24 protein-coding genes are annotated in these 23,422 nt (G+C 59.9%); 7 read left to right on the forward strand and 17 right to left on the reverse strand.

Going from position 1 to position 23,422, the window contains the following annotated elements:
* Nucleotides 1-29 precede the first annotated feature (29 nt).
* Nucleotides 30-1,679, reverse strand: a complete 1,650-nt coding sequence (locus tag AF70_RS26020; protein ID WP_028940231.1) for a GMC family oxidoreductase — start codon at nucleotides 1,677-1,679, stop codon at nucleotides 30-32.
* Nucleotides 1,680-1,812: 133 nt separating this feature from the next.
* Here AF70_RS26020 and AF70_RS26025 point away from each other — a divergent pair, with 133 nt between their 5' ends.
* Complete coding sequence (locus AF70_RS26025; protein WP_028940232.1) at nucleotides 1,813-2,739, forward strand: LysR family transcriptional regulator; 927 nt, start codon at nucleotides 1,813-1,815, stop codon at nucleotides 2,737-2,739.
* Between the two features lie 130 nt (nucleotides 2,740-2,869).
* Here AF70_RS26025 and AF70_RS26030 read toward each other — a convergent pair whose 3' ends face one another.
* On the reverse strand, nucleotides 2,870-3,268 hold the full coding sequence (locus AF70_RS26030) for a carbohydrate-binding module family 20 domain-containing protein (RefSeq protein ID WP_218585023.1): 399 nt from the start codon (nucleotides 3,266-3,268) through the stop codon (nucleotides 2,870-2,872).
* 495 nt (nucleotides 3,269-3,763) lie between these two features.
* Here AF70_RS26030 and AF70_RS26035 point away from each other — a divergent pair, with 495 nt between their 5' ends.
* Complete coding sequence (locus AF70_RS26035) at nucleotides 3,764-4,123, forward strand: DUF6124 family protein (RefSeq protein WP_019579437.1); 360 nt, start codon at nucleotides 3,764-3,766, stop codon at nucleotides 4,121-4,123.
* Between the two features lie 108 nt (nucleotides 4,124-4,231).
* Here AF70_RS26035 and AF70_RS26040 read toward each other — a convergent pair whose 3' ends face one another.
* From AF70_RS26040 to AF70_RS26070, 7 genes are read right to left on the reverse strand one after another with little or no spacing between them, the layout of a single operon-like run.
* Nucleotides 4,232-5,608 carry an ATP-binding protein gene (locus AF70_RS26040; RefSeq protein WP_028940233.1) on the reverse strand — a complete coding sequence of 459 codons (1,377 nt, stop codon included), beginning with the start codon at nucleotides 5,606-5,608 and terminating at the stop codon, nucleotides 4,232-4,234.
* A complete protein-coding gene (locus AF70_RS26045) occupies nucleotides 5,605-6,267 on the reverse strand; it encodes a response regulator (RefSeq protein WP_018929746.1) in 663 nt (220 codons plus the stop codon). Before AF70_RS26045 ends, AF70_RS26040 begins: the two co-directional genes overlap by 4 nt.
* A gap of 12 nt (nucleotides 6,268-6,279) precedes the next feature.
* Nucleotides 6,280-6,924: a tetratricopeptide repeat protein gene (locus AF70_RS26050; protein WP_019579435.1), complete on the reverse strand. Its 645-nt coding sequence runs from the start codon at nucleotides 6,922-6,924 to the stop codon at nucleotides 6,280-6,282.
* On the reverse strand, nucleotides 6,921-7,730 hold the full coding sequence (locus tag AF70_RS26055) for an SDR family oxidoreductase (protein ID WP_028940234.1): 810 nt from the start codon (nucleotides 7,728-7,730) through the stop codon (nucleotides 6,921-6,923). The genes AF70_RS26050 and AF70_RS26055 overlap by 4 nt, the downstream gene beginning before the upstream one ends.
* The gene (locus AF70_RS26060) at nucleotides 7,717-8,391 is read right to left on the reverse strand and encodes a TenA family transcriptional regulator (RefSeq protein ID WP_028940235.1); all 675 of its coding nucleotides are present in this window, start codon (nucleotides 8,389-8,391) and stop codon (nucleotides 7,717-7,719) included. Before AF70_RS26060 ends, AF70_RS26055 begins: the two co-directional genes overlap by 14 nt.
* Complete coding sequence (locus AF70_RS26065; protein WP_019579432.1) at nucleotides 8,388-9,869, reverse strand: AMP-binding protein; 1,482 nt, start codon at nucleotides 9,867-9,869, stop codon at nucleotides 8,388-8,390. The genes AF70_RS26060 and AF70_RS26065 overlap by 4 nt, the downstream gene beginning before the upstream one ends.
* On the reverse strand, nucleotides 9,859-10,536 hold the full coding sequence (locus AF70_RS26070; RefSeq protein WP_018929741.1) for a thermostable hemolysin: 678 nt from the start codon (nucleotides 10,534-10,536) through the stop codon (nucleotides 9,859-9,861). The genes AF70_RS26065 and AF70_RS26070 overlap by 11 nt, the downstream gene beginning before the upstream one ends.
* A 186-nt stretch (nucleotides 10,537-10,722) precedes the next feature.
* On the opposite strand from AF70_RS26070, the gene AF70_RS26075 reads away from it, so the two are divergent.
* Nucleotides 10,723-11,295 (forward strand): cytochrome b, encoded by a 573-nt coding sequence (locus AF70_RS26075; RefSeq protein ID WP_019579431.1) that lies wholly within the window; start codon nucleotides 10,723-10,725, stop codon nucleotides 11,293-11,295.
* 83 nt (nucleotides 11,296-11,378) lie between these two features.
* On the opposite strand, the gene AF70_RS26080 is transcribed toward AF70_RS26075, so the two are convergent.
* The gene (locus AF70_RS26080) at nucleotides 11,379-13,187 is read right to left on the reverse strand and encodes a monovalent cation:proton antiporter-2 (CPA2) family protein (protein WP_018929739.1); all 1,809 of its coding nucleotides are present in this window, start codon (nucleotides 13,185-13,187) and stop codon (nucleotides 11,379-11,381) included.
* 193 nt (nucleotides 13,188-13,380) lie between these two features.
* Between AF70_RS26080 and AF70_RS26085 the strand changes: the two genes are divergently transcribed.
* Nucleotides 13,381-14,295: a LysR family transcriptional regulator gene (locus AF70_RS26085; RefSeq protein WP_018929738.1), complete on the forward strand. Its 915-nt coding sequence runs from the start codon at nucleotides 13,381-13,383 to the stop codon at nucleotides 14,293-14,295.
* On the opposite strand, the gene AF70_RS26090 is transcribed toward AF70_RS26085, so the two are convergent.
* The 4 genes from AF70_RS26090 to AF70_RS26105 all read right to left on the reverse strand — a co-directional run bounded on the left by AF70_RS26090 (nucleotide 14,285) and on the right by AF70_RS26105 (nucleotide 18,309).
* Nucleotides 14,285-15,061, reverse strand: coding sequence for a substrate-binding domain-containing protein (locus AF70_RS26090; RefSeq protein WP_028940236.1), 777 nt, complete (start codon nucleotides 15,059-15,061; stop codon nucleotides 14,285-14,287). The genes AF70_RS26085 and AF70_RS26090 overlap by 11 nt on opposite strands.
* 32 nt (nucleotides 15,062-15,093) lie before the next feature.
* A complete protein-coding gene (locus tag AF70_RS26095; protein WP_019579428.1) occupies nucleotides 15,094-16,386 on the reverse strand; it encodes an MFS transporter in 1,293 nt (430 codons plus the stop codon).
* A 171-nt stretch (nucleotides 16,387-16,557) separates the two neighbouring features.
* A complete protein-coding gene (locus AF70_RS26100; RefSeq protein ID WP_018929735.1) occupies nucleotides 16,558-17,631 on the reverse strand; it encodes a sensor domain-containing diguanylate cyclase in 1,074 nt (357 codons plus the stop codon).
* Nucleotides 17,632-17,847: 216 nt separating this feature from the next.
* Nucleotides 17,848-18,309 carry a hypothetical protein gene (locus tag AF70_RS26105; protein ID WP_019579425.1) on the reverse strand — a complete coding sequence of 154 codons (462 nt, stop codon included), beginning with the start codon at nucleotides 18,307-18,309 and terminating at the stop codon, nucleotides 17,848-17,850.
* Nucleotides 18,310-18,581: 272 nt separating this feature from the next.
* Here AF70_RS26105 and AF70_RS26110 point away from each other — a divergent pair, with 272 nt between their 5' ends.
* Entirely contained in the window at nucleotides 18,582-18,920 is a 339-nt protein-coding gene (locus AF70_RS26110; protein WP_018929733.1) for an FKBP-type peptidyl-prolyl cis-trans isomerase, read from the forward strand.
* Between the two features lie 266 nt (nucleotides 18,921-19,186).
* On the opposite strand, the gene AF70_RS26115 is transcribed toward AF70_RS26110, so the two are convergent.
* Nucleotides 19,187-19,522 carry a hypothetical protein gene (locus AF70_RS26115; RefSeq protein ID WP_028940237.1) on the reverse strand — a complete coding sequence of 112 codons (336 nt, stop codon included), beginning with the start codon at nucleotides 19,520-19,522 and terminating at the stop codon, nucleotides 19,187-19,189.
* Complete coding sequence (locus AF70_RS26120) at nucleotides 19,519-20,760, reverse strand: S-type pyocin domain-containing protein (RefSeq protein ID WP_028940238.1); 1,242 nt, start codon at nucleotides 20,758-20,760, stop codon at nucleotides 19,519-19,521. The genes AF70_RS26115 and AF70_RS26120 overlap by 4 nt, the downstream gene beginning before the upstream one ends.
* 264 nt (nucleotides 20,761-21,024) lie before the next feature.
* On the opposite strand from AF70_RS26120, the gene AF70_RS26125 reads away from it, so the two are divergent.
* Together AF70_RS26125 and dmeF are read left to right on the forward strand one after the other, a co-directional pair.
* Nucleotides 21,025-21,300: a metal/formaldehyde-sensitive transcriptional repressor gene (locus AF70_RS26125; protein WP_028940239.1), complete on the forward strand. Its 276-nt coding sequence runs from the start codon at nucleotides 21,025-21,027 to the stop codon at nucleotides 21,298-21,300.
* Between the two features lie 11 nt (nucleotides 21,301-21,311).
* Nucleotides 21,312-22,238, forward strand: coding sequence for a CDF family Co(II)/Ni(II) efflux transporter DmeF (dmeF, locus tag AF70_RS26130; RefSeq protein ID WP_028940240.1), 927 nt, complete (start codon nucleotides 21,312-21,314; stop codon nucleotides 22,236-22,238).
* An 8-nt stretch (nucleotides 22,239-22,246) separates the two neighbouring features.
* Here dmeF and AF70_RS26135 read toward each other — a convergent pair whose 3' ends face one another.
* The gene (locus AF70_RS26135; protein WP_028940241.1) at nucleotides 22,247-23,350 is read right to left on the reverse strand and encodes a cytochrome P450; all 1,104 of its coding nucleotides are present in this window, start codon (nucleotides 23,348-23,350) and stop codon (nucleotides 22,247-22,249) included.
* Between the last annotated feature and the right edge of the window lie 72 nt (nucleotides 23,351-23,422).

Here is a 23,422-nt window from a genome sequence, read left to right on the forward strand (position 1 = left end):
CTTGTGGGCGGGTGCCGCTATTCCTTTGCTCAAGAGACTGCGGTCAGTGCTTTTTCGTCAGGGGCAAAACTCCTTGCGGTTGTTTCGAGGATCAGTTGCGCGGCTTTCTCGGCGATCATCAATGTCGGCGAGCAGGTGTTGCCCGAGGTGATGCGCGGCATGATCGAGGCGTCGGCGATGCGCAGGCCGGGGATTCCATGCACGCGCAGCTCAGCGTCGACTACTGCTTCCGCGTCGTTGCCCATCCGGCAGGTGCCCACCGGGTGGAAAATGGTGGTGCCGATCCGGGCGGCGGCTTCGTGCAATTGCTCTTCGCTCTGCAAGCTGTCGCCGGGCAGGTATTCCACCGGTTTGAACGCTTGCAGGGCGGGGGCGCGAACGATGCGGCGGGTCAGGCGGATCGCGTCGGCCGCCACGCGCAAGTCTTCGGGATGGCTCAGGTAATTGGGTTGAATCAGCGGCGCTTCTCGCGGGTCGGCGGAGCGAATGTCTATGCGCCCACGGCTTTGCGGGCGCAGATCGCAGACCGACGCGGTGAAGGCGGGGAAGGCGTGCAGCGGTTCGCCAAAACGCTCCAGCGACAGGGGTTGCACATGGTATTCGAGGTTCGCCGAGGTCTGTTCCGGCCCCGAACGGGCGAAGGCGCCGAGTTGGCTTGGCGCCATCGACAACGGGCCGCTGCGGTCATACAGATAACGCAGGCCCATGCCCATCTTGCCCCACAGCGTGCCGGCGATCTGGTTCAGGGTGCGGGCGTTTTCCAGTTTGTAGATCAGCCGCAGTTGCAGGTGATCCTGCAGGTTGCCGCCCACGCCGGGCAGTTCATGGGCAACGCCGATACCGAGTTGTTGCAACAGCGGGCGAGGGCCGATGCCGGAACGCTGGAGGATGCCGGGTGAACCGACGGAGCCGGCACACAGGACGATTTCCTTGCGTGCCTTGAAGGTTTTCGCCTGGCCTTGCCAGCGTGCGCTGACCGCCGAGGCACGGCCGTTTTCCAGCAGCACGCGGTCGACTTCAACGTCGGTCAGCACCGTGAGATTGGCGCGGTGGCGGATCGGTTTGAGAAACGCCTTGGCCGCGTTCCAGCGTACCCCGGCCTTCTGATTGACCTGGAAATAGCCGCAACCTTCGTTGTCGCCCCGGTTGAAGTCATCGATGCTGGCAATTCCGCTTTGTTCGGCAGCAGTGCGGAAGGCATCGAGAATCGGCCACGACAGACGTTGCCGCTCGATCCGCCATTCGCCAGCGGCGCCGTGAAACTCCGAATCGCCGGCAAAATGGTTTTCGCTCTGTTTGAACAGCGGCAGCACGTCTTGCCAGCCCCAGCCGGGATTGCCCTCGGCCGCCCAGCCATCGTAGTCGCCAGCCTGGCCGCGCATGTAGATCATGCCGTTGATCGAGGAACAGCCGCCGAGCACCTTGCCGCGCGGGTAGCTCAGGGCACGGCCTTGCAGGCCCGGTTGCGACTCGGTCTTGAAACACCAGTCGGTGCGCGGGTTGCCGATGCAGAACAGGTAACCCACGGGGATATGAATCCACGGATAGTTGTCGCGGCCGCCGGCTTCGAGCAGCAACACCCGGTGTTGCGGGGTGGCCGACAGTCGATTGGCCAGCAAACACCCGGCAGGGCCGGCGCCGACCACGATGTAGTCGTATTCATCAAGGGAAGTCTGCATCCCTGACCTCGTATTGTTGTTCTTGTTGTCGGTCATCCTAGTTGTTAGCTTTCGTTAAAAGAATGTTAGTTTTTGCGCAGCTGCTGTGCGTTTTTAAACAGCGTCATTAACGGCATAACGTCAAGGATGGTTCATGTTCGACTGGAATGACCTACGGTTTTTTCTCGAATTGCAGCGCAGCGGCCGCTTGCTGACCGCCGCCCGCCGCTTGAACACCACCCACGCCACCGTGGCCCGGCACATCGAGGCCATCGAAAAAAGCCTCGGCACCGCGCTGTTCGTCCAGCATGCCCAGGGCTACGAATTGACCCCGGCTGGCGAAGCGCTGCTCAAGCATGCCGAGGCCATGGAAAACGTCGCGTTGCTGGCCCAGGAAGAAATCACCCAATCCACCGCGCCGCTGGGCAAGATCCGCGTCGGGGTAACGGAGGGGCTGGGCATCATGTTCCTCGCCAGCCGCATGAACGGCTTGTTCGAACGCTATCCAGGGTTGGAAGTGGAACTGGTGGCGGTGCCGCGCTTCGTCAGCATTCTCAACCGTGAAGCGGAGATCAGCATTCACTTGGAACGCCCGGCCGCCGACATGCTGGTCACCCGCAAACTCACCGACTATCGACTGGCGCTCTACGCCAGCCAAGCCTATCTGGACCGCTCGCCACCACTGCGCAGCCGCGAAGACCTCGGCCGCCATGCGTGGATCGGCTACGTCGACGACTTGTTGTTCAGCCAGGAACTGATGTTCCTCAACAGTTTCTGCCGCAACCCCCAGGTGGTGTTTCACAGCACCAGCGTCATCGCCCAACAACAGGCCGCGCGCTCGGGCCTCGGCATCGCGGTGCTGCCGTGCTACATGGCCAGCGCCGATCCTGAACTGGTGCCGTTGCTGCCGGACGAAAGCATCCAGCGCAGCTATTGGATCAGTACGCGGCGCGAGCTGCACAAGTCGGTGCGGCTGCGGGTGCTGTGGGATTACGTGGTGGAGTTGTGTGAGCGTGAGCAGGCTCTGCTGCGAGGCACCGTTCCCCCTGTAGGAGCGAGGCTTGCCCGCGAAGAACGATAACGCAGTGTGCCAGACCTGATGCCTTCGCGGGCAAGCCTCGCTCCGGGGATAAGTGTGGAGCTGCCGAAGGCTGCGATTTTTTGATCTCGGAAGAATGACAGATTCACTTTCCCATATGTTCACTCACGCCTCAGAACGTGCCGACACTCGCTGTTTTGAAAGTCACCTTCACTATGTTGTTGGGATTGCTCTGCCACTTCTGCACGTCGGTCGGTATGGTCTCGTTGCGCACGACACACTTCCACTCCACATCTTTGCCATCGTCCGTGCCTGGGAAAAGTACCTTGCCGGTCCATGTTGGATAGGCAGTAGGGGCAAGCTTTACGGCCTTGGTCGGATCCCAATTCCCTAACTCTGGACGGTTGCCGACAACATAAACACTGTAGCCCAGCGTCGTGACGCCGTTGTCGCATTGGAAGTTCACTTCGGATTGTAAGGGCGTCCACTGGCCGCCTTGGACATCGCGGAACACCGACAGCGTCGCCAACAAGAGAACGCCCAGCGGCAACAGGTAACGATTGCGAGACATGATGAACACCTCAACTCATTCCAGTGGACGCAGCTTAGCCCCGGCCAAACTGAAAGTGACCTGTTAGAACTGACAGTTCATTAGATCTCTTCGCAATAGTTCTAATCGTTGCTTGTTAACGGCGAGCTTTCTTGCGCTTAAACAAGAACAATCGCGATCGTTTAAATGAAGCTTGCCGTTACCATCCAAAGGCTACAACGCCTTGCGCCACCCCCTACACGTAAGACAGAATCCGCCGGCTTGTGCGCCTTGGGCCCGCTCGGTAACTTGATTCCCGTCACTGCCCATCAGTGATCGGGTTTAGTCGCCCGCGTTAACTCAGTTGTGCGTGCATCTGTCATGCAGGTCTTTCATTCCTGTACTTGATGGTAGCTGTACGTAGGGCGCCTTCGGGCGCGCCGGATTTCTGAGTTTCCCGGTCGACTAACCTGCGTGCAGCTGCCTCCCCTCTCGTTTAGTCGCAAGAGGGGTGGCACCCAATAGGAAACTCAGAATATGTTCAAGGTCACACCCAATCCGCCGGACGCCGATCCGGTCTCCCCGTACGAACCCGATTCAAAGAAGCTCAACGAGGCCGCCGAGCGGGCTCTGAACTTCCACTTTCCGTCGAATGCCGACATCAAAGCCACCGCGCGTAAACCCAGCAGGCTGTTTGCTGTGGCCCCAGAGGCCACGACCGAAACCCTGGCGATTTTTTTGGTCGAGACACTGGCCTCGGTCGATGTGATGGTCCATCAGTTGGTGGATCATCTGGAGGGTGAGTCGCGCTACGCCCTGCTGGGCATTTCAAACAGCATCATGGTGGCGGAGATCACTGCGAACCGGGTGTTGGATAAAATTGATCTGCCCAAGTAGGTGCGCTCTGCTGTGGTGAGTGGATAGCTGACGTTGGGTTGTGCAGCGGTCCCTTTTTTGGGGTCGCTTCTCGCCCCAGCGGGAGCAAGCTCCCTCGCCACAGAGTGTTCAATGGTGCTGGTCAACAGGAATCGACAGCGTCGCCCGCAACCCACCTTCTGGTGGGTTGACCAGGGTAATCCGCCCACCCAGCTGCGTCGCGATGGTGTTGACGATGGCCAGTCCCAAGCCTGCGCCGCCGGTGTTTCCACGGCTGTAAAAGCGTTCGAACAATCGTGCGCGATCCGCTTCGTCGATGCCCGGTCCCTGGTCCTGGACGCTCAAGTTGTAGAACCCGTCGTCCTGGCTCAGTTGCACGGTGATGACGCCATGCTCCGGCGAAAAATTCGCCGCGTTGCTGACCAGGTTGTTCAGGGCGATGTCGATGGTGCCGGCGTCGGCGAGGACTTTGAAAGGCCGGTCCTCGGCGTCGAAAGCCAATTCCAGGTTCCTGCTCAGCAGCCAGGGTGTGAGCTGGGCCAGGCTGGCGCGCACGGTTTCACTCAGGTCGATGCTGTGCAGCACCGGCGTCACGGCCTTGGGTTCGAGACGGGCCATGGTCAGCAATTGATTGACCAGACGGCTGGCGCGGTCGACCCCGGCAATCAGAAACGCCAGGGACTCACGACGCTCCTGTTCCGTGCCGGCTTCCAGCAGGTTTTGCGCATGCACCCGCAACACGGCCAGTGGCGTACGTAATTCGTGGGCGGCGTCGGCGATGAAGCGCCGCTCACGGCCAAGCACCTCTTGAATTTGCGCGAGCATCCGATTGAGCGCCGCTTGCATCGGTTCCAGTTCGCTGGGCAACGGGGTCAGTTGCAACGGCTCCAGAGAACCGCTGTGCCGTGCCCGCAACGTTGCCGCCATATCGGCCAGGGGTTTGAGCCCCCAGCCAATGGCCAGCCAGACCATGGCCGCCAGCATCAGGCTGCCCAGCACATTGGGCCACAGGGTGTGACGCACGATCCGGTCGACCAGGTCTGCACGCACGTCGTCCCGTTCACCGACCCAGATGCGCAGGTCATTCTCTTTGTCTTCGAGCACGAACACCCGCCAATGACGGCTGCTCAAATCCACCACATCGCTGAAACCATGTGTCGTCGGCGGCACGGTGAAGGAGGGGGCGCTGGCGGTGTGCACCAGCACTTCGCCTTTGCTATTCCACACCTGAAAGGCAATTTTGCCTTCATAGGGGTGACCATCGACGCCCGGCACCGCTTCACTCAAGGCCTTGTTGAACGCTTGATACAGTTCGGCGTGTTCATGGCTGGCCAGCGGCATGCGCATCACACCCTGCAGCAGCCGGGCATTCTGCGCCAGTTGGGCGTCGTAGACTTCGGCGATTTCGTGATTGCTGTCGTGCAGGTTGAACACGCTGAGGATTGCCAACCCCGTCAGCATCAGGCCGATGATCAGCGTCAGGGTGCGACGCCGGATCGAAGTCATCGACGCTCCTCCACCAGATAACCCACCCCACGAATGGTGCGGATCAGGTCGGTGGAGAACTTCTTGCGCAAGTGATGGATGTGCACTTCCAGGGTGTTGCTTTCGGCTTCTTCGTTCCAGCCGTAAAGCAGTTGCATCAGGTGATCGCGGGTCATGACCCGGCCCGGAGGCGAGAGCAATTCATGGAGCAGTTGATATTCCTTGGGCGTCAGCGCCACCGGTTCGCCCTGATAGCTGACTTGCTGGGTGCCGGGGTTCAGGCAGATGCCAGCGTGTTCGATCAGCACTTGCGCGCGACCGGCACTGCGGCGCAACAAAGCTCGCAGGCGAGCCTTGAGTTCGGCCAGATCGAAGGGTTTAACCAGGTAATCGTCGGCGCCGGCATCCAGCCCGGCGATGCGGTCTTCAGTGGCATCCCGAGAGGTGAGGATCAGCACCGGCAGGTTCGAACCGCTGTCACGCAAGCGGCGTAGCACTTCCAGACCGTCCATGCGCGGCAGGCCGAGGTCGAGCACGGCCACATCGAAGGTTTCGCTGAGCAGTGAATGCAAAGCGTTGCTGCCGTCCTGCAGCCAGTCGACGGTGTACCCCTCACGGCCCAGGGCCTGATGAATGCCCTCGCCAAGGGCTACGTCATCCTCGATCAGTAATAAGCGCACACGGGACTCCTGTCAGTCGAGTTTCTTGTTCACGTCACCCAGTAATGCTTCGATCTCTTTGCGACGCCCGGCGTCGGCGCTTTCCCGGCCAGGACGGGGCGCGGCATGCAGGGCTTTTTGCAGCGCATCCCGAGCTTCACCATAGCGCTTTTGACGGTAAAGGTGATCACCCCAGAAGTACAGACTGTCGATGCCGGTCGGGTTCAGTTCCAGGGCCTGCTTCAACAGCTGTTCGGCCTTGTCGGCATCGCCGAAACCGATAGGCCAGCCGGGCACCCGATCATACAGTGCCGCGAGGCTGGTATAGGCCGAGCCTTGCAGGGCCTTGGGATCGATGGCCAAGGCTTTTTCCAGATCGACTTTGGCTGCCTTGGCCTTGCTCAGGGCACCGAGGCCACCCTGGGCGCCGGCCCAACTGCTGGTGACGATACCGGACCAGATCCACGCTTCAGCCAGGGACTGGCGTTCCCGGGTAAACGCGGAAGCCTGGGCTGCAAGTTTTTCGAAGGCGGCGCTGCGCTGTTCGGCGGGCAATTCGTACTGGATGTGCGCCCAGCTTTGTTGAATGGCGTTGAGGCGCTGCTGATCGGCGGCTTCCAGCGCCCAGACGCTTTGGCTCAGCACGGCGAGCAACAAGCAGGTGAGGATTTTCTTCATGGTTTGAGGCTCTCCTTATCGGGCTTCTGACTCAGGCGACGGATCAGCGGCAATTGCTTGCGCAAGCCACGGTCCACCAGATGCGGCAACAGACTGTTCAGGCGCACGAAAAAGCGTTCAGGCCAGCCCAGGTACAAGTCGCGACGGTCGCCGGCAATGGCGTGGATGACCGCCGAAGCGACGGTTTGCGGGTCGTCGACATTGGCTTTGAGCGCATCGTTCAGCGCTTGGGCCGCCGCGCTGTTCATGCTGGTATGGGTTGCCCGGGGAGCGACATAGAGCACGTTGATCCGGGTATCGGCCAGTTCCCGGCGCAGGGCTTCGGAGAAACCGCGCAGGGCGAACTTGGTGGCGCAATAGCTGGCGTAGCCGGGGTAGCCGATGGAACCATAGGTCGAACCGACGTTCACCACCATGGCACTCTCGACCTGCTTGAGCAGCGGCAGCAATAGCCTGGTCAGGCAGATTGGCGCGCTGACGTTCACTGCGAGCATGGCGTTGATCTCGCTGTCATCGAGCTGTTCGAGCATGGCGAAGTGATTGACGCCCGCGGCATTGATCAGCAGGTTGATGCCGCCGATGGCCTCGGCCGCCGCCAGCACTTTGCGCCGGTCATCGGGCAGGGTCAGGTCCGCCCCGACCCAGCGCAACTGCTCCGGGTAGCGCTCGAGCAAGGGCTCCAGCGACTCTCGATGTCGGGCTACGGCCAATACGTGTGCACCACTGGCACACAGGGTGCCGGCGATGGCCAGGCCGATGCCGCCGCTGGCGCCGGTCAATACCACGCGCGTCTCAGACGGGCGCATGCAGATTCTCCCCATCACGCGGCAGGCCGCGGAACATGTCGGTGTAGAGCGTGTACACGACCTTCGAGGCATGAATCACCGCGGCTTGATCGGCCGGGTCTTCGAGCAGGTTCATCAAGCGGCGGTAGGTCTGCATGTGTTCGATATCCAGTGAGCCGTGGGAACTCAGATAGCTGAAGGCGCTTTCTGGCAGCGCCAGGCGTTCGCGGATGCTGGCGGCCGCGTGGGTGGCCAGGGCGATGCTGGTGCCTTCCAGCACGTTGACCATGCCGAACAGGCCCACCGGGTTGTCCCGGGCAATCAGGTCGTAAAGAAAGCTGACCATCAACTCGATCGGCAGCGATGGACGACCATCACGCACGGCGTCTTTGTCACCGCCACAGGCCGCGATATCGTCGAGCACCCACTGTTCGTGACCGTATTCGTCTTCGATGTACTCGCACACCGCTTTGCGCAACCATTCCAGACGCTGCGGCAGACGTGCGCCGCACGCCATCATCAACGGCACGGTATGGCGCACATGGTAGTAGGCCTGGGTGAGGAAGGCGCGGTAGCTGTCCAGGCTCACGTTGCCCTGAAGGGCATCGCGGATGATCGGCAGATTGAACAGCTCGTGGCGTTCCTGATGAGTGGCTTCTTGCAGGGTGTCGAAAAAACTCATGGTGCAGATACCTCGGGGAAAACGGATTCAGTGAGCTGCGCCCGGTAACGCTCGACGATGGCGTCGCGGCGCGGTCGGCCATTGGCGGTCAGCAAGCCGTTGGCGGGGGTGAAGGGTTGATCGAGACGGGTCCAGTGATGAACCTGGGCGTAATCGGGCAAGGCCTCATTGGCCTCGGCTACGGCGGTGGCCAGCTCTTCATCGGTGCAGTCCGGTCGATGGGGCCAGAGCAGGGCGTGGTTGCTCGGCATCGCTTCGCCGTAGACGAACGCCTGAGCGATATGGCGACGCTGGGTGAGTTCGGCCTCGACCCATTCCGGGTTGACGTTGCGGCCGAAACTGGTGATGAACTGATGTTTCTTGCGCCCGTTGAGGTAGAGAAAACCTTCCGGGTCGAATTCGCCGAGATCACCGGTCGGCCACCATTCATCGTGGTGGGGCGCTTGCCCCAGATAACCAAGCAGGGTCGAGCCCTTGACCAGCACTTCGCCGTCGTCGGCCAGGCGAATTTCGACATGGGGCAGGGGCCGGCCGACGCTGCCGGGGCGGTGTGCTCCCGGGCGATTGAGGCACACCACCGACGCGCATTCCGACAACCCGTAACCCTCGTACACCGGCATGCCGATGCGTTGGGCACGGTGCAGCAGCTCTTCGGAAACCCGCGCACCGCCCACGGCGGCAAAACGCAACGATTGGGGGTTGAACGCTTTTTGCTCGGCGGCGCTGACCAGCATCAGTAACAACTGTGGCACCAGGATCAAACTCTCGGGCGCGCGGGAGGCCAGACACCCCAACAAGCGCGGCACATCGACACCGCTGGCGCCCTGAATGCCCAGGGTTTTCTGGCTCGGCACGCTGAGGGTCGCGCCGGCATACAGCGCGGCATAACAGCCGAGGTTTTCCAGCAGGATCGCCAGGGGCAGCAGTGCCAGGTGATGTCGCGGGTGGGTGGGCTTGCTCGCCTGATCCAGCTCACGGGCCACCCGCAAAAGGCTTTCGGCGCTCAGGCACACGCCTTTGGGCGTGCCGGTGGTGCCGGAGGTGAAGGTGAGTTTGGCGGTGCCTTCGGGTATGAGGTTCGGGCCGCTGAAGGGACGACGCCAGAATTCACCACTGTGCTCATAGCCTGCTCCTTGAAGCTCGGCTTCCAGTTCCGGTTCGGCAATCACCCGTTCGGCCTGGCTCTGTTCCAGGCAATGGATGCGTTGTGCCGGGCTGAAGAAGGGCGGCAATGTCAGGCAGGTCAGGCCTTCGAACAGGATGGCCAGGTCCCAGAGCATCGCCTCGGTGCCGTTGTCCAGAGCCAGCGCGACCACTTTGACGTGCTCATCGCGCAGTCGCTGTTGGCGATCCATGACCTCGGCATACAGCGTGGCGTAGTCCAATTTCAACTGATCGCCCCACAAGGCAATCGCGCTGCTTTTATGTTCGGCGTGATGGCGCAGGGTTTGTTTGAAACGCTCCATTTCAGGCGACATGGCTGGACTCCTCAAGGGAGGTTGGCAGCCCCAGGCGATTGAACAGGCCGATGTTGCGCAGATGAATGAAACCGGCGCGGATGTTGCCGACATGCACCCATGGCTGGCTCTCGTAATAACTGCCCCAGTGGTGACGGTCGTCGCCCAACCGCTCGGGATCGGCGGCGCACAGCGTCACTGGCTTCAAACCCAGGCGATGAAAACTGTTTACCAGCCCGATGTTGCCGGTGAACGCCACCCATTCCAGCCCGCCCATGGCCAACAGATAGGTGATGGCGACGATGCTCAGCCGCGCGCTGCCGGTATCGCTGGCGGCGAGGTTACCGACCTCGACAATCCCGGCCCGGTCCACCGGTTGGCCGGCAGCGGCGCTGATCAGCGGATCGATCGCCTCGTCCAGGTAACGCTCCAGAAACAAGGGTTCGGCACTGGCCAGTCGTAAGCCGGCCACCGCACACAGCGTGTCGGACTCATCGCTCAGGCCGAACAGTTGTGGCATGAAATGGCGGATATCGGCGCCATGGGCCTTGCGAAAACGCTGCTGGATAAAAGCTTCGAAGACGGGTCGCTGGGCATCGTCCGGCAAGGCCCTGACCAGACTCATCTGCGAGGTTTCGGCTTGACCGAAGTGCAGGGGCAGAGGGATGTTCCAGTCAAAATCGTGCATGGGCAAGAACGCCTCCCCGAGTCAGTTTGGGGGGAGTATCAAAGGCGATTCTTAACGAAGTCTGAAGGTTATCTTCAGATTGTCTTAAGACTGGACAGGCAGGGTGGCGCCGGTCGGTTCGACGAAACCGGATCCAGGCTGCACGAAATGAGTCGGCAGCCGCCACCGATCTACACGAGGTTCTGTATGACCCCAGATTCAGCAGTACACCGGTATGGAAAACTCTCGATCACCTTGCACTGGCTGATGTTGGCGCTGTTCGTCGGCGTTTATGGCTGCATCGAGATCAAAGGGCTACTGCCCCGTGGAAGTGATTCGAGGGGCCTTTTCCTGGGGCTTCACGGCTTATTCGGATTGAGCATTTTTGCGTTGGTCTGGGTCCGCCTGCTCGGGCGTCTCACGCCCCGGCCACCGATTACCCCGGCCCTGTCAACCTGGCAGACCGGCGTCTCGCACCTCATGCACCTGGCGCTGTATGTGCTGATGATTGCAACGCCGCTATTGGCCTGGTTGATGCTGGCCGCCGGTGGCAAGCCGATGCCGTATTTCGAGTTTTTCCTGCCGGCGCCCGTGGCGGTTGATCCCGTGCTGGCCAAGCAATTCAAGCATTGGCATGAGTGGCTCGGCAGTGCCGGTTACTGGCTGATCGGTTTGCATGCGGCGGCGGGGTTGGTCCATCACTACTGGGTTCGCGACAACACGCTCACGCGCATGTTGCCCAAGGGATTTAGTGCGGGTGTCAACGAGCGTCAGCGATAAGCTTCCCTGGACGTCAGGGTTGCCTCGAACGCTGCGTCATCATTCATCGCGAGCTTGCTCGCGATGAAGCCATCACTGTCACCTCAAACCTTACCCGCTTGCTCCTCCAGCTGATCTGACTCAAACAACTTCGCCAGTTCCGCCCGCGCTTCCTGCGCCGTTTGCATTACCTTGGCGGCATCGTCATACACCGCGTGCTGAGCTTCCAGCACCTGCTCATCGTGATGGGTAAAGCGCTTGATCCGCGCATCCGCCTGGGCTTGGGTCAGCCCGAGGCCAACCAGGGTGCGCCGGGTCATTTCCAGGCTGGAGTAATAGGTCTCCCGCACCGCCTGCGCCCCGACATCCACCAAGCGGTGCACATGCTGACGGTTACGGGCGCGGGCGATGATTTTGATGTGCGGATACAGCTTGTGCACCACCTCGGCCGTCTTGATGTTGGTGTCCGGATCATCGGTGGCGATCACAAAGAACTCCGCTTGCTCGACCTTGGCCGCGCTGAGGATTTCCGGGCGCATCGGGTCGCCGTAGAACACCGGAACGCCACCGAAGCTGCGGGACAGTTCGATGGTTTCCACCGAGGTGTCGAGGGCGATGAACTTGATGTTCTGCGCCCGCAGAATCCGCGCCACGATCTGACCCATGCGGCCCATGCCCGCGATGACCACGCGGGGCGTGTCGGCGTCGATTTCGCGGAACTTCTGCGGCACCTCCACCGGTTGCACCTTGGGTTTGACCAGGCGTGCGCAGGCGAGCAGCAACAGCGGCGTCAGCGCCATCGACAGGGTGATGGTCAGCACCAGCAAGTCGTACAGGCGCGGTTCGAACAAGCCCTGATCCCGACCGATCTTGAACACCACGAAGGCAAACTCACCACCGGCCGCCAGCACGATCCCCAGACGAATCGCATTAACCTTGCCCAACCCTCCGGCCAGTCGACCGACCACAAACAGCAGCGGCAGCTTGATGGCGATCAGCAGCAGGGTCAGCCCCAGCACCACGACCGGCGCACTGAGCAGCAGACTCAAGTTGGCACCCATGCCGACGCTGATGAAAAACAGCCCCAGCAGCAGGCCCTTGAACGGTTCGATCTGCGCTTCCAGTTCGTGACGGTATTCGGAGTCCGCCAGCAGCAAACCGGCGAGGAACGCGCCGAGTGCCATGGACACGCCCACCAGATCCATCAGCCACGCCGTGCCGATCACTACCAGCAATGCGGTGGCGGTGGACACCTCCGGCAGACCAGTCTTGGCCACCACGCGAAACACCGGGCGCAACAGATAACGCCCGCCGATCACCACCACCGCGATGCTGCCCAGCACCCGCAAGCCATGGTTCAAATCTTCGGCCGCGCTGCTGGTGTGATCACCGCCGGCCAGCAACGGCACCATCGCGATCAAAGGGATCGCGGCGATGTCCTGGAACAGCAAAATCGCGAACGCCAACCGCCCATGGGGGCTGGTCAGCTCCTTGCGCTCGGCCAGGCTTTGCAAGCCAAACGCGGTGGACGACAACGCCAGGCCGAGGCCCAACACGATGGCACTGTTCAGGGACTGGCCGAACACGAACAACGCCAGCACACCAATCACCGAACCGGTCAACAGCACCTGCGCAAGGCCCACGCCGAACACCGATTTGCGCATCACCCACAAACGTCGCGGCGACAGCTCAAGGCCGATGATGAACAGCAACAACACCACCCCGAGTTCGGAGATGTGGCTGACGCTTTGTGGATTACCGATCAAACCCAGCACCGACGGCCCGATGATCACCCCGGCAAACAGATAGCCGAGCACCGCCCCCAATTGCAGGCGCTTGGCCAAGGGAACGGCGAGCACCGCCGCGAACAAAAAGACGACAGCGGCTTGTAACAGGTTGCCTTCATGGGGCATGTGAAACTCCAAAAACTCGATACGGCGGGGGCGATAAGGATAAAGGCTGGAGCCGGATGCGTCAGCCATGAACGAAAATGTTTGGGCCTCGCGATGGCAATTTTGCAGGCAGCCAAGATGTCGTTACATTTAGCATCAATTAGTGACATTCATAGGATAAGCTGATCAATCTGTTCGTTCCCGAGTGCGCACCATGACCATCAACTTCGACCTTAACGATCTGCAAGCCTTTCGCGCCGTGGTTGAGCAGGGCAGCTTTCGCAAGGCTGCGGACACCGTACGCATCTCCCAACCAGCCCTCAGCCGGCGGATCGAAAAGCTCGAAGACGCTCTGGGCGTGAAATTGTTCGAACGCACGACTCGCCGGGTCAGCCTGACTCAGGCCGGGCGTGGTTTCATGCCCAGCGTCGAACGCCTGCTGGATGACCTGGACGTGGCGCTACTGGGCATCAGCGAAGTCGCCTCGACCCGGCTCGGGCATGTCACCGTCGCCTGTGTGCCGTCGGCGGCGTACTACTTCATGCCGCGGGTGATCGCCCACTACCATCGGCAATTTCCGCGGATCAAGGTCAAGGTGCTCGACTCCAGTGCTCACGAGGTATTGAGTGCCGTGGTCAACGGTGAAGCGGACTTCGGCTTGAGCTTCATGGGCACCCTGGAGGCCGAAGTCGAATTCGAGCCGCTGGTGCAGGAAGGTTATGTGGTGGCGTGCAGACGAGATCACCCCCTTGCAGGACGCAGCAGCGTGACATGGGATGAGTTTTATCAGCAGGATTACATCTCGCTGGACAAGACTTCGGGCAATCGCTTTTTGCTGGATCAAGCGCTGGCTGGCGTGGTGCCGCAGCGGCCGAGCATCTGCGAAACCCGTCATGTGACGACCATGATCGGTCTGGTGGAGGCCGGGTTGGGCGTGGCTGCCGTGCCGTTGATGGCGATGCCGGCGGCGGACCACCCGATTCTGACGCGGGTACCGTTGACCGATCCGCAGGTGATGCGCAATGTTGGGTTGATCAAGCGCCGGGGTCGTACGTTAACCCCGGCGGCATTGGCGTTGGAGCGTCTTGTAGTGGAAATGAAAGTCCAGCAACCTTCGGTCAGTGGCTGACTGAGTCCAGCCCCGTCGCTTTTACGTCCGGCTGGGCTGCGCTGGAGGCCAGGTACGCAAGCAGCGCCTTGGCCTCGGCCGGGTGTTGCGCATCGACTGGAATACCGGCGGCGAAACGGGTGACCGATTGCACCGATTCCGGAATTTTCGCCACGAAACTCACCCCAGGCACCGGTAGCAATTCGCTGACCTGCTGGAAGCCCAGTTGATAATCGCCGGTGGCAACCACCGAGCCCACCGGGATTTTCGGGATCATCTTCGATTTGGGTTTGAGCTGGTTTTCGATGCCCAGACGTTTGAACAGTTGATCCTCGATATACACGCCGCTGGCACTGTCGGAGTAGGCGACTGACTTGGCATCGAGCAAGGTTTTTTTCAGGCCTTCCACCGAGCTGATGTCCGGCTTCGGCGCACCTTCACGCACCACCATGCCGATCCGCGAATCCGCCAGTTCGACCCGTGAAGCGGGATCGACTTTGCCTTGCTTGATCAGGTCGTCGAGGGCATAGCCGACCATGATGACCACGTCGGCTTTCTCACCGCGGGCCAGACGATTGGGAATCGCTTCCGGGGCTTTTCCCATGGATGGACCGAGGGCGGTGTCCAGGGTGTTGCCGCTAGACTCGGCGAATTTCGGACCGAGGATTTTGTAGGCCGCCGTGAAACCACCGGAGGTCATTACACGGATTTCTTCAGCCTGGGCGATCGAACTCAGACCGAGACTGGCCACCAGGGCCAGGGCGGTAAAGTTGAAAAACCTTTTCATCAAGTAGCTCTCGCAGTTAGAGGTTGGGTGGTTCACGACACGGCCGGTTGCAGGCGGCCAGAGGCACGGCGATAGAGAAACAGCGTCGCGCACAGGGCACAGAACGCGGCGAAACTCATCCAGTAACCGGGTGCGGCCTTATCGCCGGTGTACTGGATCAGGAAGGTCGATATGGCCGGTGTGAAACCGCCGAACACCGCCGTCGCCAGGCTATAAGCCAAAGAGAAACCTGCGACCCGAACCTCGACCGGCATGATTTCCGTCAGCGCGGCGATCATTGCGCCGTTGTACAAGCCATAAATGAACGACAGCCACAGCAGCACCAACAGCATGTTGATGAAGCTCGGTGCTTGCACCAGATAGGTCAGCGCCGGGTAGGCCGTGGCCAACGTCAGCAACGCCATGGCGATCAGTACCGGGCGACGACCGATGCGATCTGAAAGCGCGCCGCCAATCGGCAACCAGAAAAAATTCGAAACGCCCACCAGCAAGGTCACCAACAGCGCATCGGAGGTGTTCAGGTGCAGCACGGTTTTGCCGAAGGTCGGCGCGTACACGGTGATCAGATAGAACGCGGTAGTGGTCAGGGCGACCATCATCATCCCGGCGAACACGATGACCCAGTTCTGTCCCAGGGTGCGGAACACGTCGCCCATGCTTGGCCGGTGTTTACGGGCGGCGAACTCTTCGGTTTCTTCCAGGTTACGGCGCAGGAAGAAGATGAAAGGCACGATCATGCAGCCGACGAAAAACGGAATCCGCCATCCCCAATCGGCAATCATCGTCGGCGCCATCCATTGGTTCAGACCATAGCCCAAAGCCGCCGCGACGATGATCGCCACTTGCTGGCTCGCGGATTGCCAACTGGTGAAGAAACCTTTGTTGCCGGGAGTGGCGATCTCCGCGAGGTACACCGATACACCGCCCAGTTCCGCACCGGCCGAGAAGCCTTGCAGCAATCGGCCGATCAGCACGATGGCCGGGGCGAACAGCCCGATGGTTTCGTATCCGGGCACCAGCACAATCAGAATCGTACCGCTGGCCATGATCGACAGGGTGACGATCAGCCCTTTGCGGCGCCCCACATCATCGATGTATGCGCCCAGTATCACGGCGCCCAACGGACGCATCAGGAAGCCGGCGCCGAACACCGCGAACGTCATCATCAGGGACGCAAACTCGCTGCTGGCAGGGAAAAATACGGCAGCGATCTGCGTGGCATAGAAGCCGAAAAGGAAGAAATCGAATTGCTCGAGGAAGTTGCCCGAGGTCACTCGGAAAATCGCACTGGTCCGGGAGCGACCGGAATGGATTGATGCTGTCATTGACGTGTACTCCACCGCTTTTATGACGTGCACTGCCTGGACGCGGTGCACGGTTCTTATTGGGGTGGATAGTGGAGCAGGGACATCGATATGTTAATTGCATAGTTGGTATGTATTGATGCATGAAGCGGATCAATGCTGCCGACCCAGAGACGCGGCGTTTACCCAAGGCTATTCGCTGTGTACGCGTATCGGGCTGATGTTCCCCAACCGATACTGATTATTCCCGCTGCGCTTGGCCTCATACATCGCCAGGTCGGCAATGTGAATCAACCGGTCCATGCTCGGCGCATGGTCCGGGAACACCGCAACCCCAAGGCTGCTGCCGATGTGGCGCTGGTCGTTGCCGATGGTCACCGGCGGTGCGAGTTCGATGAAGATTTTCTGGCAGATGCTGCGGGCTTCGTCTTGCAGGCTGTTGCCTTGGGGAAGGCCTTGGAGGATGACCACGAACTCGTCGCCGCCGATCCGGGCAACGGTGTCGGTTGAACGCAGGATCTTCTTCAGGCGTGTCGCGGTGGTGATCAGCACGCGGTCGCCGGCCGCATGGCCATAGTGGTCGTTGATCGCCTTGAAACCATTGAGGTCGACAAATACCAGTGCCACCCGCGTGGCGCTGAGGCGGGCGTGTTCCAGGGCAGCGGACAGGCGCTCTTCGAGCACCAGGCGATTGGGCAGGCCGGTCAGCGGGTCGTAATGGGCCAGGTGTTGCAGGTAGCTGGCGGAGGCTTTTTCCTCGGTGATGTCGCGGACCACGCCCATCATCTTGATCGTTGCGTCATGCTCATTCTTGACCACATTGCCGGTCTCCCGCAGCCAGCGGATGCTGCCGTCCGGCCAGACCACGCGGTATTCCTCGTCGTGGTTTTCGCCGGTTTCCAGGCAACGCAATTCACCGGCGCGGACCTTGACCCGGTCGTCCGGGTGCACACAGGAACAGAACAGGGCGTAGGAGGGCGTCACCTCGCCGATCTTGAATCCGAACATCCCGTAGATTGCATCCGACCAATAGAGTTTGTCGGTATCAACCTCCCAGTCCCAGGTGCCGATGCGGGCGAAGTATTGGCTGCGTTTGAAGCGCTCGGCGTCGCCTTCCTGGTGGATACTTTGTCCCTCGGTGAGGCTATCGATCAGCGCACGGCACTCGGCCAACTGCTTTTGCAGCGAACGATCGCGCCAAATCAGCGCGACGATCAGGGCAAGGGTCAGCGAGCCGATGGTGACGTCGGTCCAGAGCTGACTCATTGAGGAATTGCGCTCATGGCGTATCGAACCGTGGGGGAGGTGGCGGGTATATTAAGGCTCTGTACGAAAAACTGCCTGCGTGTCGATCATGATGCGTTAAAAACAGGCTCGGAATGCTCATTTACAACCCGTAAACTCCGCTTCTTCGCCTGTATTTGCCTTGCCTGATCGACACTCGGCGACTTTTCGTACAGACCCTGGCAAGCAGGAGGTGGGTCAGTTCACCACTGACGGTTGCGTCGCGACCGAGACGGTGAAGGTCACGACAACCAGCACGACGAGTACCCAGAACATCACCATGACTGTCAGCATGACGACCTTCAGGCTTTGATAAAGCCAGCGCAACCAATGGCCTTCGGGTTTTGCTTCTGAGCGGGTTCTGAGTACGCCTTTCAAATAGAAGCCGAGGAGGGCCAGCAGTGCGCCGTCAATCAACAGCGCAGGCAGGCCGGCTTCGGGGAAAATGCTTCCCCACCGATAGAATGACGACCGGCTCAGGAACACCACATAACAAATGAGGCTGCCGTAGGGGATGGCTCTCCACCATTTACCGGCCAGCGCTCCGACCATCAGGCACATAATCACCATGAACGGGTTGAGGAGAATATTGATCATCCACTCCAGTACGTTGGGGAAGTAGCCCGGGGAATGGATGCTGCGCCAGATGTGTTCAAACATTGTTCAGGCTCCTGCCTTCTATGGAGTAAGTGCTGCTTCGGTGCTTCCGTGCCGCTGCACGGTATCGGCGTATTGTCGGGTTACATAAGTCCTGTTGTGTAAATTAGGGTCTGTACGAAAAGTCGCCGAGTTGCGATCAGGCAGTTTTCGTACAGTGCCCAGTTCACGACCACTGCCGGATGCAGAGCGAAATGGTTGCCAATAGCCTGCATTTCTGGGAAAACGGCGCCCATCAAGCCCGCTCGGGCAAGCGCACAGATAGAGTGAATGTAATGAATGATGAATTGCAGGTAATCGACCTTGAAGTGGGCGACGGCAAAGCCGCCGTCAAAGGCGCGCTGATCACTACCCAATATCGCGGGTGGTTGGAAGACGGCACCGAATTCGATTCTTCCTACAGCCGGGGCAAACCGTTTCAGTGCGTGATTGGCACCGGGCGGGTAATCAAGGGCTGGGACCAGGGAATCATGGGCATGCAGGTCGGCGGTAAGCGCAAGCTGCTGGTGCCGGCGCACCTGGCCTACGGCGAGCGCTCGATGGGGGCGATTACGCCGAATTCGAATCTGATTTTCGAGATTGAATTGCTGGAAGTGCTGACGCGGGATGATTGATGGGCGAGTGAATTGAAATGATTAACCCCGCTGTTTCTGAGAGGAGAGAGCGGGGTTTTTGCTATCTGTGGTGAGGGAGCTTGCTGTGGCGAGGGGGCTTGCCCCCGTTGGGTTGCGCAGCGACCCTGAAACCTGTGCATGCGGCGTTTCAGGGAATCTCCACTCGCCAGTTTTGCGGCTGCTGCGCACCCGAGCGGGAGCAAGCTCCCTCGCCACAATTCAGTGTTCGGTTCGCGGAAAAAATGTTCTTTTGCCTAAACGGCGAATCAGGTGAATGTCTCAATATCGTCAAGGGTGTCCGCCACAATCCCTTCCAGGGATGGAAATTTTTCCTTCACCTTCTCAAGGGCCGGGATGACAGCACCCACGTCCAGATCAGCATGTCTGCGGGCTATGTGACCGAGCGCGGTGATGGCAGCTGCTGCAACCGATTCGGACTCACTCTCGAGGTACTTCAGACAGGTGTTCCGAGCCCAGGTCTTGTCTTGTTCATTCAGGCCAATAGAAATCAATGCAGCAACAACGCTGGTTTCTACGTTGCTAGCTAGAAGTCTCGTCGCTTCCTCGTGGCTCATTGTTGGATCTTGGTAGAGAAGGCTCACTTTTTAACTCCCTGAATGTTGCCTTTGTGATCGGTTTTTCCTGCCTTGATCAGAGCATTTTTCATATCTTGATGGAGTTTATCCCATGGTCTGACATGTCCATGGTAAACGTCCCCTCCGGTACGATCGAAGACAACGATCTCTTTTGTGTCCGGGTCGACACCGATTCGACGTGGTGAGGTAGGTTTTACCTGTACTGAATTATCCAGTGCCTCCTGTCCGTTAACAGGCCCCTTACTTTTTACCGGTGTGTCAGTCTTGCCATGGTAACTGGCTGCGTCGAACTCCAGGGTCAAAACTATATAGAGAGGTTTAATGCCGGAGTCGGCCGGAAATACAAGAATGAAGTCCTTGTACTCAGGCGGGTAGATCGGGTTGACGATGATGTTATCTGCCTGTTCGGTAGGCGGATAAATCCAGATCTGAGGCGCTTGTGGTGCCGCCTCTAGCGGGGGAATCCCTGAGGTGCTGGATAGGTCAACCGCTGGCGTCCATATCAGAGTTATCCCATCACCAAAGTCAGCCACCTGCTGAGAACCCTGACTCTTGAACCGGACGACAGGAATCATTTCCCAATCGCGGCGCTTCTGGGTGTTGTAGCCATAACCCTTCAAGGTGCCATCAGCTTGTTGCTCGACATGCAGTCGAACCCGTGTTCTACCTTCCTTGAGCGATTTGAGCTGTTCTTCTGTGTACAGGGAGCTGTCGCCCAAGCTCGACGGCCACAGCAATGCGACCATTCCGACCAATGCGCCAGCAGCAACACCAGCCGTCACGACACCTGCACCACCAGCCGCACCCGTTCCAGTGCCAGTAGTGCCAACTCCACCTAGAAGTAGCGTCCCCAGCGCAGCAGGTAACGCCCCGGCACTGATTTTTTTGAGCGGAATGTTTCCCGCTGCATCCCTTTCGCGGCCACCCAGCAGGGAGAATTTTCCGTAGTCGGTCAGTTTCTCGACAGGGACAAAACCGGCTGGGCTGTCGCGGTTGATTACGCCGTCGGGGAGGTTGCAGCTTTTGGCGAACACACAACCTATGGAGTTGGATTGGCCCAGCTGTTGAGGCTGTCTGATAAAGCGGTCTTCATATGCCTGCTGTCGGGCCAACATGTCGTCATAGGATTTTTGTCTGGCTTCGCGCTCTGCCAGTTCAGTGGCGGTCATGTAGCGGCTGGTGATGAGGTGTCCGTCGCCCGACGGTGGGTTTTGAACCCGAGGTATGTCTGTTTTGCGAGCCATGAGCGTCCCTGTTTCATTTTTTGAAAGCGATGCGGACGCTATATCAAAGGGCATTTGATAGATGTAGGACCGGTCTGAAATTCTGGCCGTTGTTACAAAAGCTGCTTGTCGCTATGCACTTGGCTCAGTCGGAAAAAACCGCCATCACTTCTCACAGATATGGCGTTTTTTTATTTTGTTGAGCCATGACGCAGTCAACCCGACTTGCCAGCCCTGGCAATATCGGTAACTATGCCCGCCTATATAGGGGTAGGGGGTATAGGTATGTCGCACATCCACGAACACAAAGACGATTTGCTCAATCGCGTCCGGCGCATTGCCGGTCAGGTCCAGGCTGTGGAGCGGGCGCTGGAGTCCGATGCCGAGTGCGCCAAAACCCTGCACCTGATTGCGGCAATTCGCGGTGCGGTCAATGGTCTGATGGATCAGTTCATCGACGCCCACGCCCGTGAACATGTGGCACGTCCCGGCCTCAGCGACGAAGCACGCGCCGAAGGCGTGGAAGACTTGTTGCAAGCCATCCGCCGTTACTCGAAATAGAGGCCTGCCCCATGACACTGACACTTCAGGCTTCGCGCTTTACCCACGACCATCTGTTTCTGGGGCCCGCCCACGATGAAAATGCTCGCCGCACGTTGTGGGTAGTGGCGCTGACGTTCGTGATGATGATTGGCGAGATTGCCGCCGGTTATATCACCGGCTCCATGGCGTTACTGGCGGACGGCTTTCATATGGCGACCCACGCCGTAGCCTTGGGCATCGCCGCGGCGGCCTACAGTTTTGCCAGGCGACACGCCAACAATTCGCGCTTCAGCTTCGGTACTGGCAAGGTCGGGGACTTGGCGGCGTTTGCTTCTGCCATGGTGCTGGGCCTGGTGTCGATTGGCATCGCCGGCGAATCGATCCTGCGGCTGTTTCAACCTATCACCGTGGCCTTCACCGAAGCGACGGTGATTGCGGCGGTGGGGCTGGTGGTGAATGTCGTCAGCGCATTGCTGCTGGCGGGCAACCATGGGGATAACGGCCATGATCATCACAACCATAACCACGGTCACCATCATCACGATAACAACCTGCGCTCGGCGTATGTCCATGTGCTGGCCGATGCATTGACGTCGGTACTGGCTATCGTGGCATTGTTGGCCGGGCGCTATTTGGGTTGGGTCTGGCTGGACCCGGTGATAGGCGTCGTCGGAGCCCTTGTTATCGCGAAATGGGCCTATGGCTTGATGCGCGATAGCGCCGCGGTATTGCTCGACACCACTGACGAGCACGTCGCCGCCGAAATTCGTGAGCTGCTTGAATCGACGGATGATGTTCGCATCAGTGACCTTCATGTCTGGCAAGTCGGGCCCCAGGCGCGAGCCGCAATTGTCAGTGTCGTGGCTACGGCGAGCGTCAGTACAGACGCCATCCGCGAACGTCTGGCGCCGGTTCATGAGTTGTCTCACCTGACGGTCGAATATCGCAACGCTTGAGGTGTTTTTCAGGCAAAGAGCGGAATGCGCCCGTTAAGGGAAGGGCGGTAGTGCCAGGTCAACCGATCCAAAGCCGGTTTCATCATCAGGATCTGAGTCAGCGTCGCGCGGGCGATGCTCAACGCCAGCACCTGCCCCGGGCATTGATGACGGCCGGCGCCGAAGGTGAAGCTGCGGCGGTTTGGGCGCTCGAGCAGGAACGTATCGGGATCGTCATTAAGCTGCGGATCACGATTGGCCGAGGCCAGCAGCACCAGAATCACGTCGCCGGGGTTCAGGTTCACGCCGTCGATTTCGCACGGTGCGGCGACGAAGCGGCGGGTGTTCTGCACCGGAGGATCGAAGCGCTGCACTTCGGCGATCAGGTCGTTGACTTGAGTCGAGTCGATCTGCGGGTTTCGGCTCAACGCCAGTAGCGCATTGCCGATCAGCCCGGCGGTGGCGTCGTAGGTCTGGGAGAACAGGCCAATCAGGTTGGCGATCAAGGTTTGCGGGTCGGTCGAGGTGGCGAAGCGCTGCCTGATACCGGCGAGCAGGGTGCTTCGATTGTTCGGATCAGCCAGAAGCTCGATGAAATATCCCTTCAGCTGTTCTGCCGCAACATGGGCAGCGTCCAGTTGGGCCTGGTCGCTGAGGGGTGACAGGCAGGCGACGAAGTCAGCGGTCAGTTCGCTGATGGCCCGGCCCTGAGCTGGAGAAAAGCCCAGTAACGCCGCCACTACACAGACCGGCCCGCGAAACATCGCCGCGTACAACCCATCGGCTCCAGGGGTAATCAACCGAGCACTGACCAGTGAGTTGACTTCATTCACATCAATCAGCGCCAGCCCCGGCTCAATCGCCGCCCTCGGGCAACGCTGCCGCTCACCCTCGCTCATCCGCATCAACTGACCGAACACCTTGCCGGCCATGCCTTGAGCAATTGCCTTGGGCACCGGCTCATGCGCCGGCCGCACATGGCAATCCGGATGCGCCAGCAGGGCGGCGACCGCTCGGGCGCTGCTGGCCACCCACAGTTTCAGTCCCTGATGAAAAACCAATCCACCCTCGGCACGCAGTTGCGCGTAGTAGGGGTAAGGGTCGGCGTGAGTCGCAGCGATGATCGGGTCCATGGGTCGCAGCCTTATCGATGGTTGAAAAGTGTTGCTACTATCACCAGTCCGAAAGGGCCTTGATTCGTCCGG

Origin of the sequence: Pseudomonas sp. KD5 (genome assembly GCF_012932895.1) — a bacterium.
GTDB lineage: Bacteria > Pseudomonadota > Gammaproteobacteria > Pseudomonadales > Pseudomonadaceae > Aquipseudomonas.

Excerpts from the sequence above, each read along its gene's own strand:
- AF70_RS26020 (WP_028940231.1), bottom strand. The coding sequence starts at position 1,679 with ATGCAGACTTCCCTTGATGAATACGACTACATCGTGGTCGGCGCCGGC.
- AF70_RS26025 (WP_028940232.1), top strand. The coding sequence starts at position 1,813 with ATGTTCGACTGGAATGACCTACGGTTTTTTCTCGAATTGCAGCGCAGC.
- AF70_RS26030 (WP_218585023.1), bottom strand. The coding sequence starts at position 3,268 with ATGTCTCGCAATCGTTACCTGTTGCCGCTGGGCGTTCTCTTGTTGGCG.
- AF70_RS26035 (WP_019579437.1), top strand. The coding sequence starts at position 3,764 with ATGTTCAAGGTCACACCCAATCCGCCGGACGCCGATCCGGTCTCCCCG.
- AF70_RS26040 (WP_028940233.1), bottom strand. The coding sequence starts at position 5,608 with ATGACTTCGATCCGGCGTCGCACCCTGACGCTGATCATCGGCCTGATG.
- AF70_RS26050 (WP_019579435.1), bottom strand. The coding sequence starts at position 6,924 with ATGAAGAAAATCCTCACCTGCTTGTTGCTCGCCGTGCTGAGCCAAAGC.
- AF70_RS26055 (WP_028940234.1), bottom strand. The coding sequence starts at position 7,730 with ATGCGCCCGTCTGAGACGCGCGTGGTATTGACCGGCGCCAGCGGCGGC.
- AF70_RS26060 (WP_028940235.1), bottom strand. The coding sequence starts at position 8,391 with ATGAGTTTTTTCGACACCCTGCAAGAAGCCACTCATCAGGAACGCCAC.
- AF70_RS26065 (WP_019579432.1), bottom strand. The coding sequence starts at position 9,869 with ATGTCGCCTGAAATGGAGCGTTTCAAACAAACCCTGCGCCATCACGCC.
- AF70_RS26070 (WP_018929741.1), bottom strand. The coding sequence starts at position 10,536 with ATGCACGATTTTGACTGGAACATCCCTCTGCCCCTGCACTTCGGTCAA.
- AF70_RS26075 (WP_019579431.1), top strand. The coding sequence starts at position 10,723 with ATGACCCCAGATTCAGCAGTACACCGGTATGGAAAACTCTCGATCACC.
- AF70_RS26080 (WP_018929739.1), bottom strand. The coding sequence starts at position 13,187 with ATGCCCCATGAAGGCAACCTGTTACAAGCCGCTGTCGTCTTTTTGTTC.
- AF70_RS26085 (WP_018929738.1), top strand. The coding sequence starts at position 13,381 with ATGACCATCAACTTCGACCTTAACGATCTGCAAGCCTTTCGCGCCGTG.
- AF70_RS26090 (WP_028940236.1), bottom strand. The coding sequence starts at position 15,061 with ATGAAAAGGTTTTTCAACTTTACCGCCCTGGCCCTGGTGGCCAGTCTC.
- AF70_RS26095 (WP_019579428.1), bottom strand. The coding sequence starts at position 16,386 with ATGACAGCATCAATCCATTCCGGTCGCTCCCGGACCAGTGCGATTTTC.
- AF70_RS26100 (WP_018929735.1), bottom strand. The coding sequence starts at position 17,631 with ATGAGTCAGCTCTGGACCGACGTCACCATCGGCTCGCTGACCCTTGCC.
- AF70_RS26105 (WP_019579425.1), bottom strand. The coding sequence starts at position 18,309 with ATGTTTGAACACATCTGGCGCAGCATCCATTCCCCGGGCTACTTCCCC.
- AF70_RS26110 (WP_018929733.1), top strand. The coding sequence starts at position 18,582 with ATGAATGATGAATTGCAGGTAATCGACCTTGAAGTGGGCGACGGCAAA.
- AF70_RS26120 (WP_028940238.1), bottom strand. The coding sequence starts at position 20,760 with ATGGCTCGCAAAACAGACATACCTCGGGTTCAAAACCCACCGTCGGGC.
- AF70_RS26125 (WP_028940239.1), top strand. The coding sequence starts at position 21,025 with ATGTCGCACATCCACGAACACAAAGACGATTTGCTCAATCGCGTCCGG.
- dmeF (WP_028940240.1), top strand. The coding sequence starts at position 21,312 with ATGACACTGACACTTCAGGCTTCGCGCTTTACCCACGACCATCTGTTT.
- AF70_RS26135 (WP_028940241.1), bottom strand. The coding sequence starts at position 23,350 with ATGGACCCGATCATCGCTGCGACTCACGCCGACCCTTACCCCTACTAC.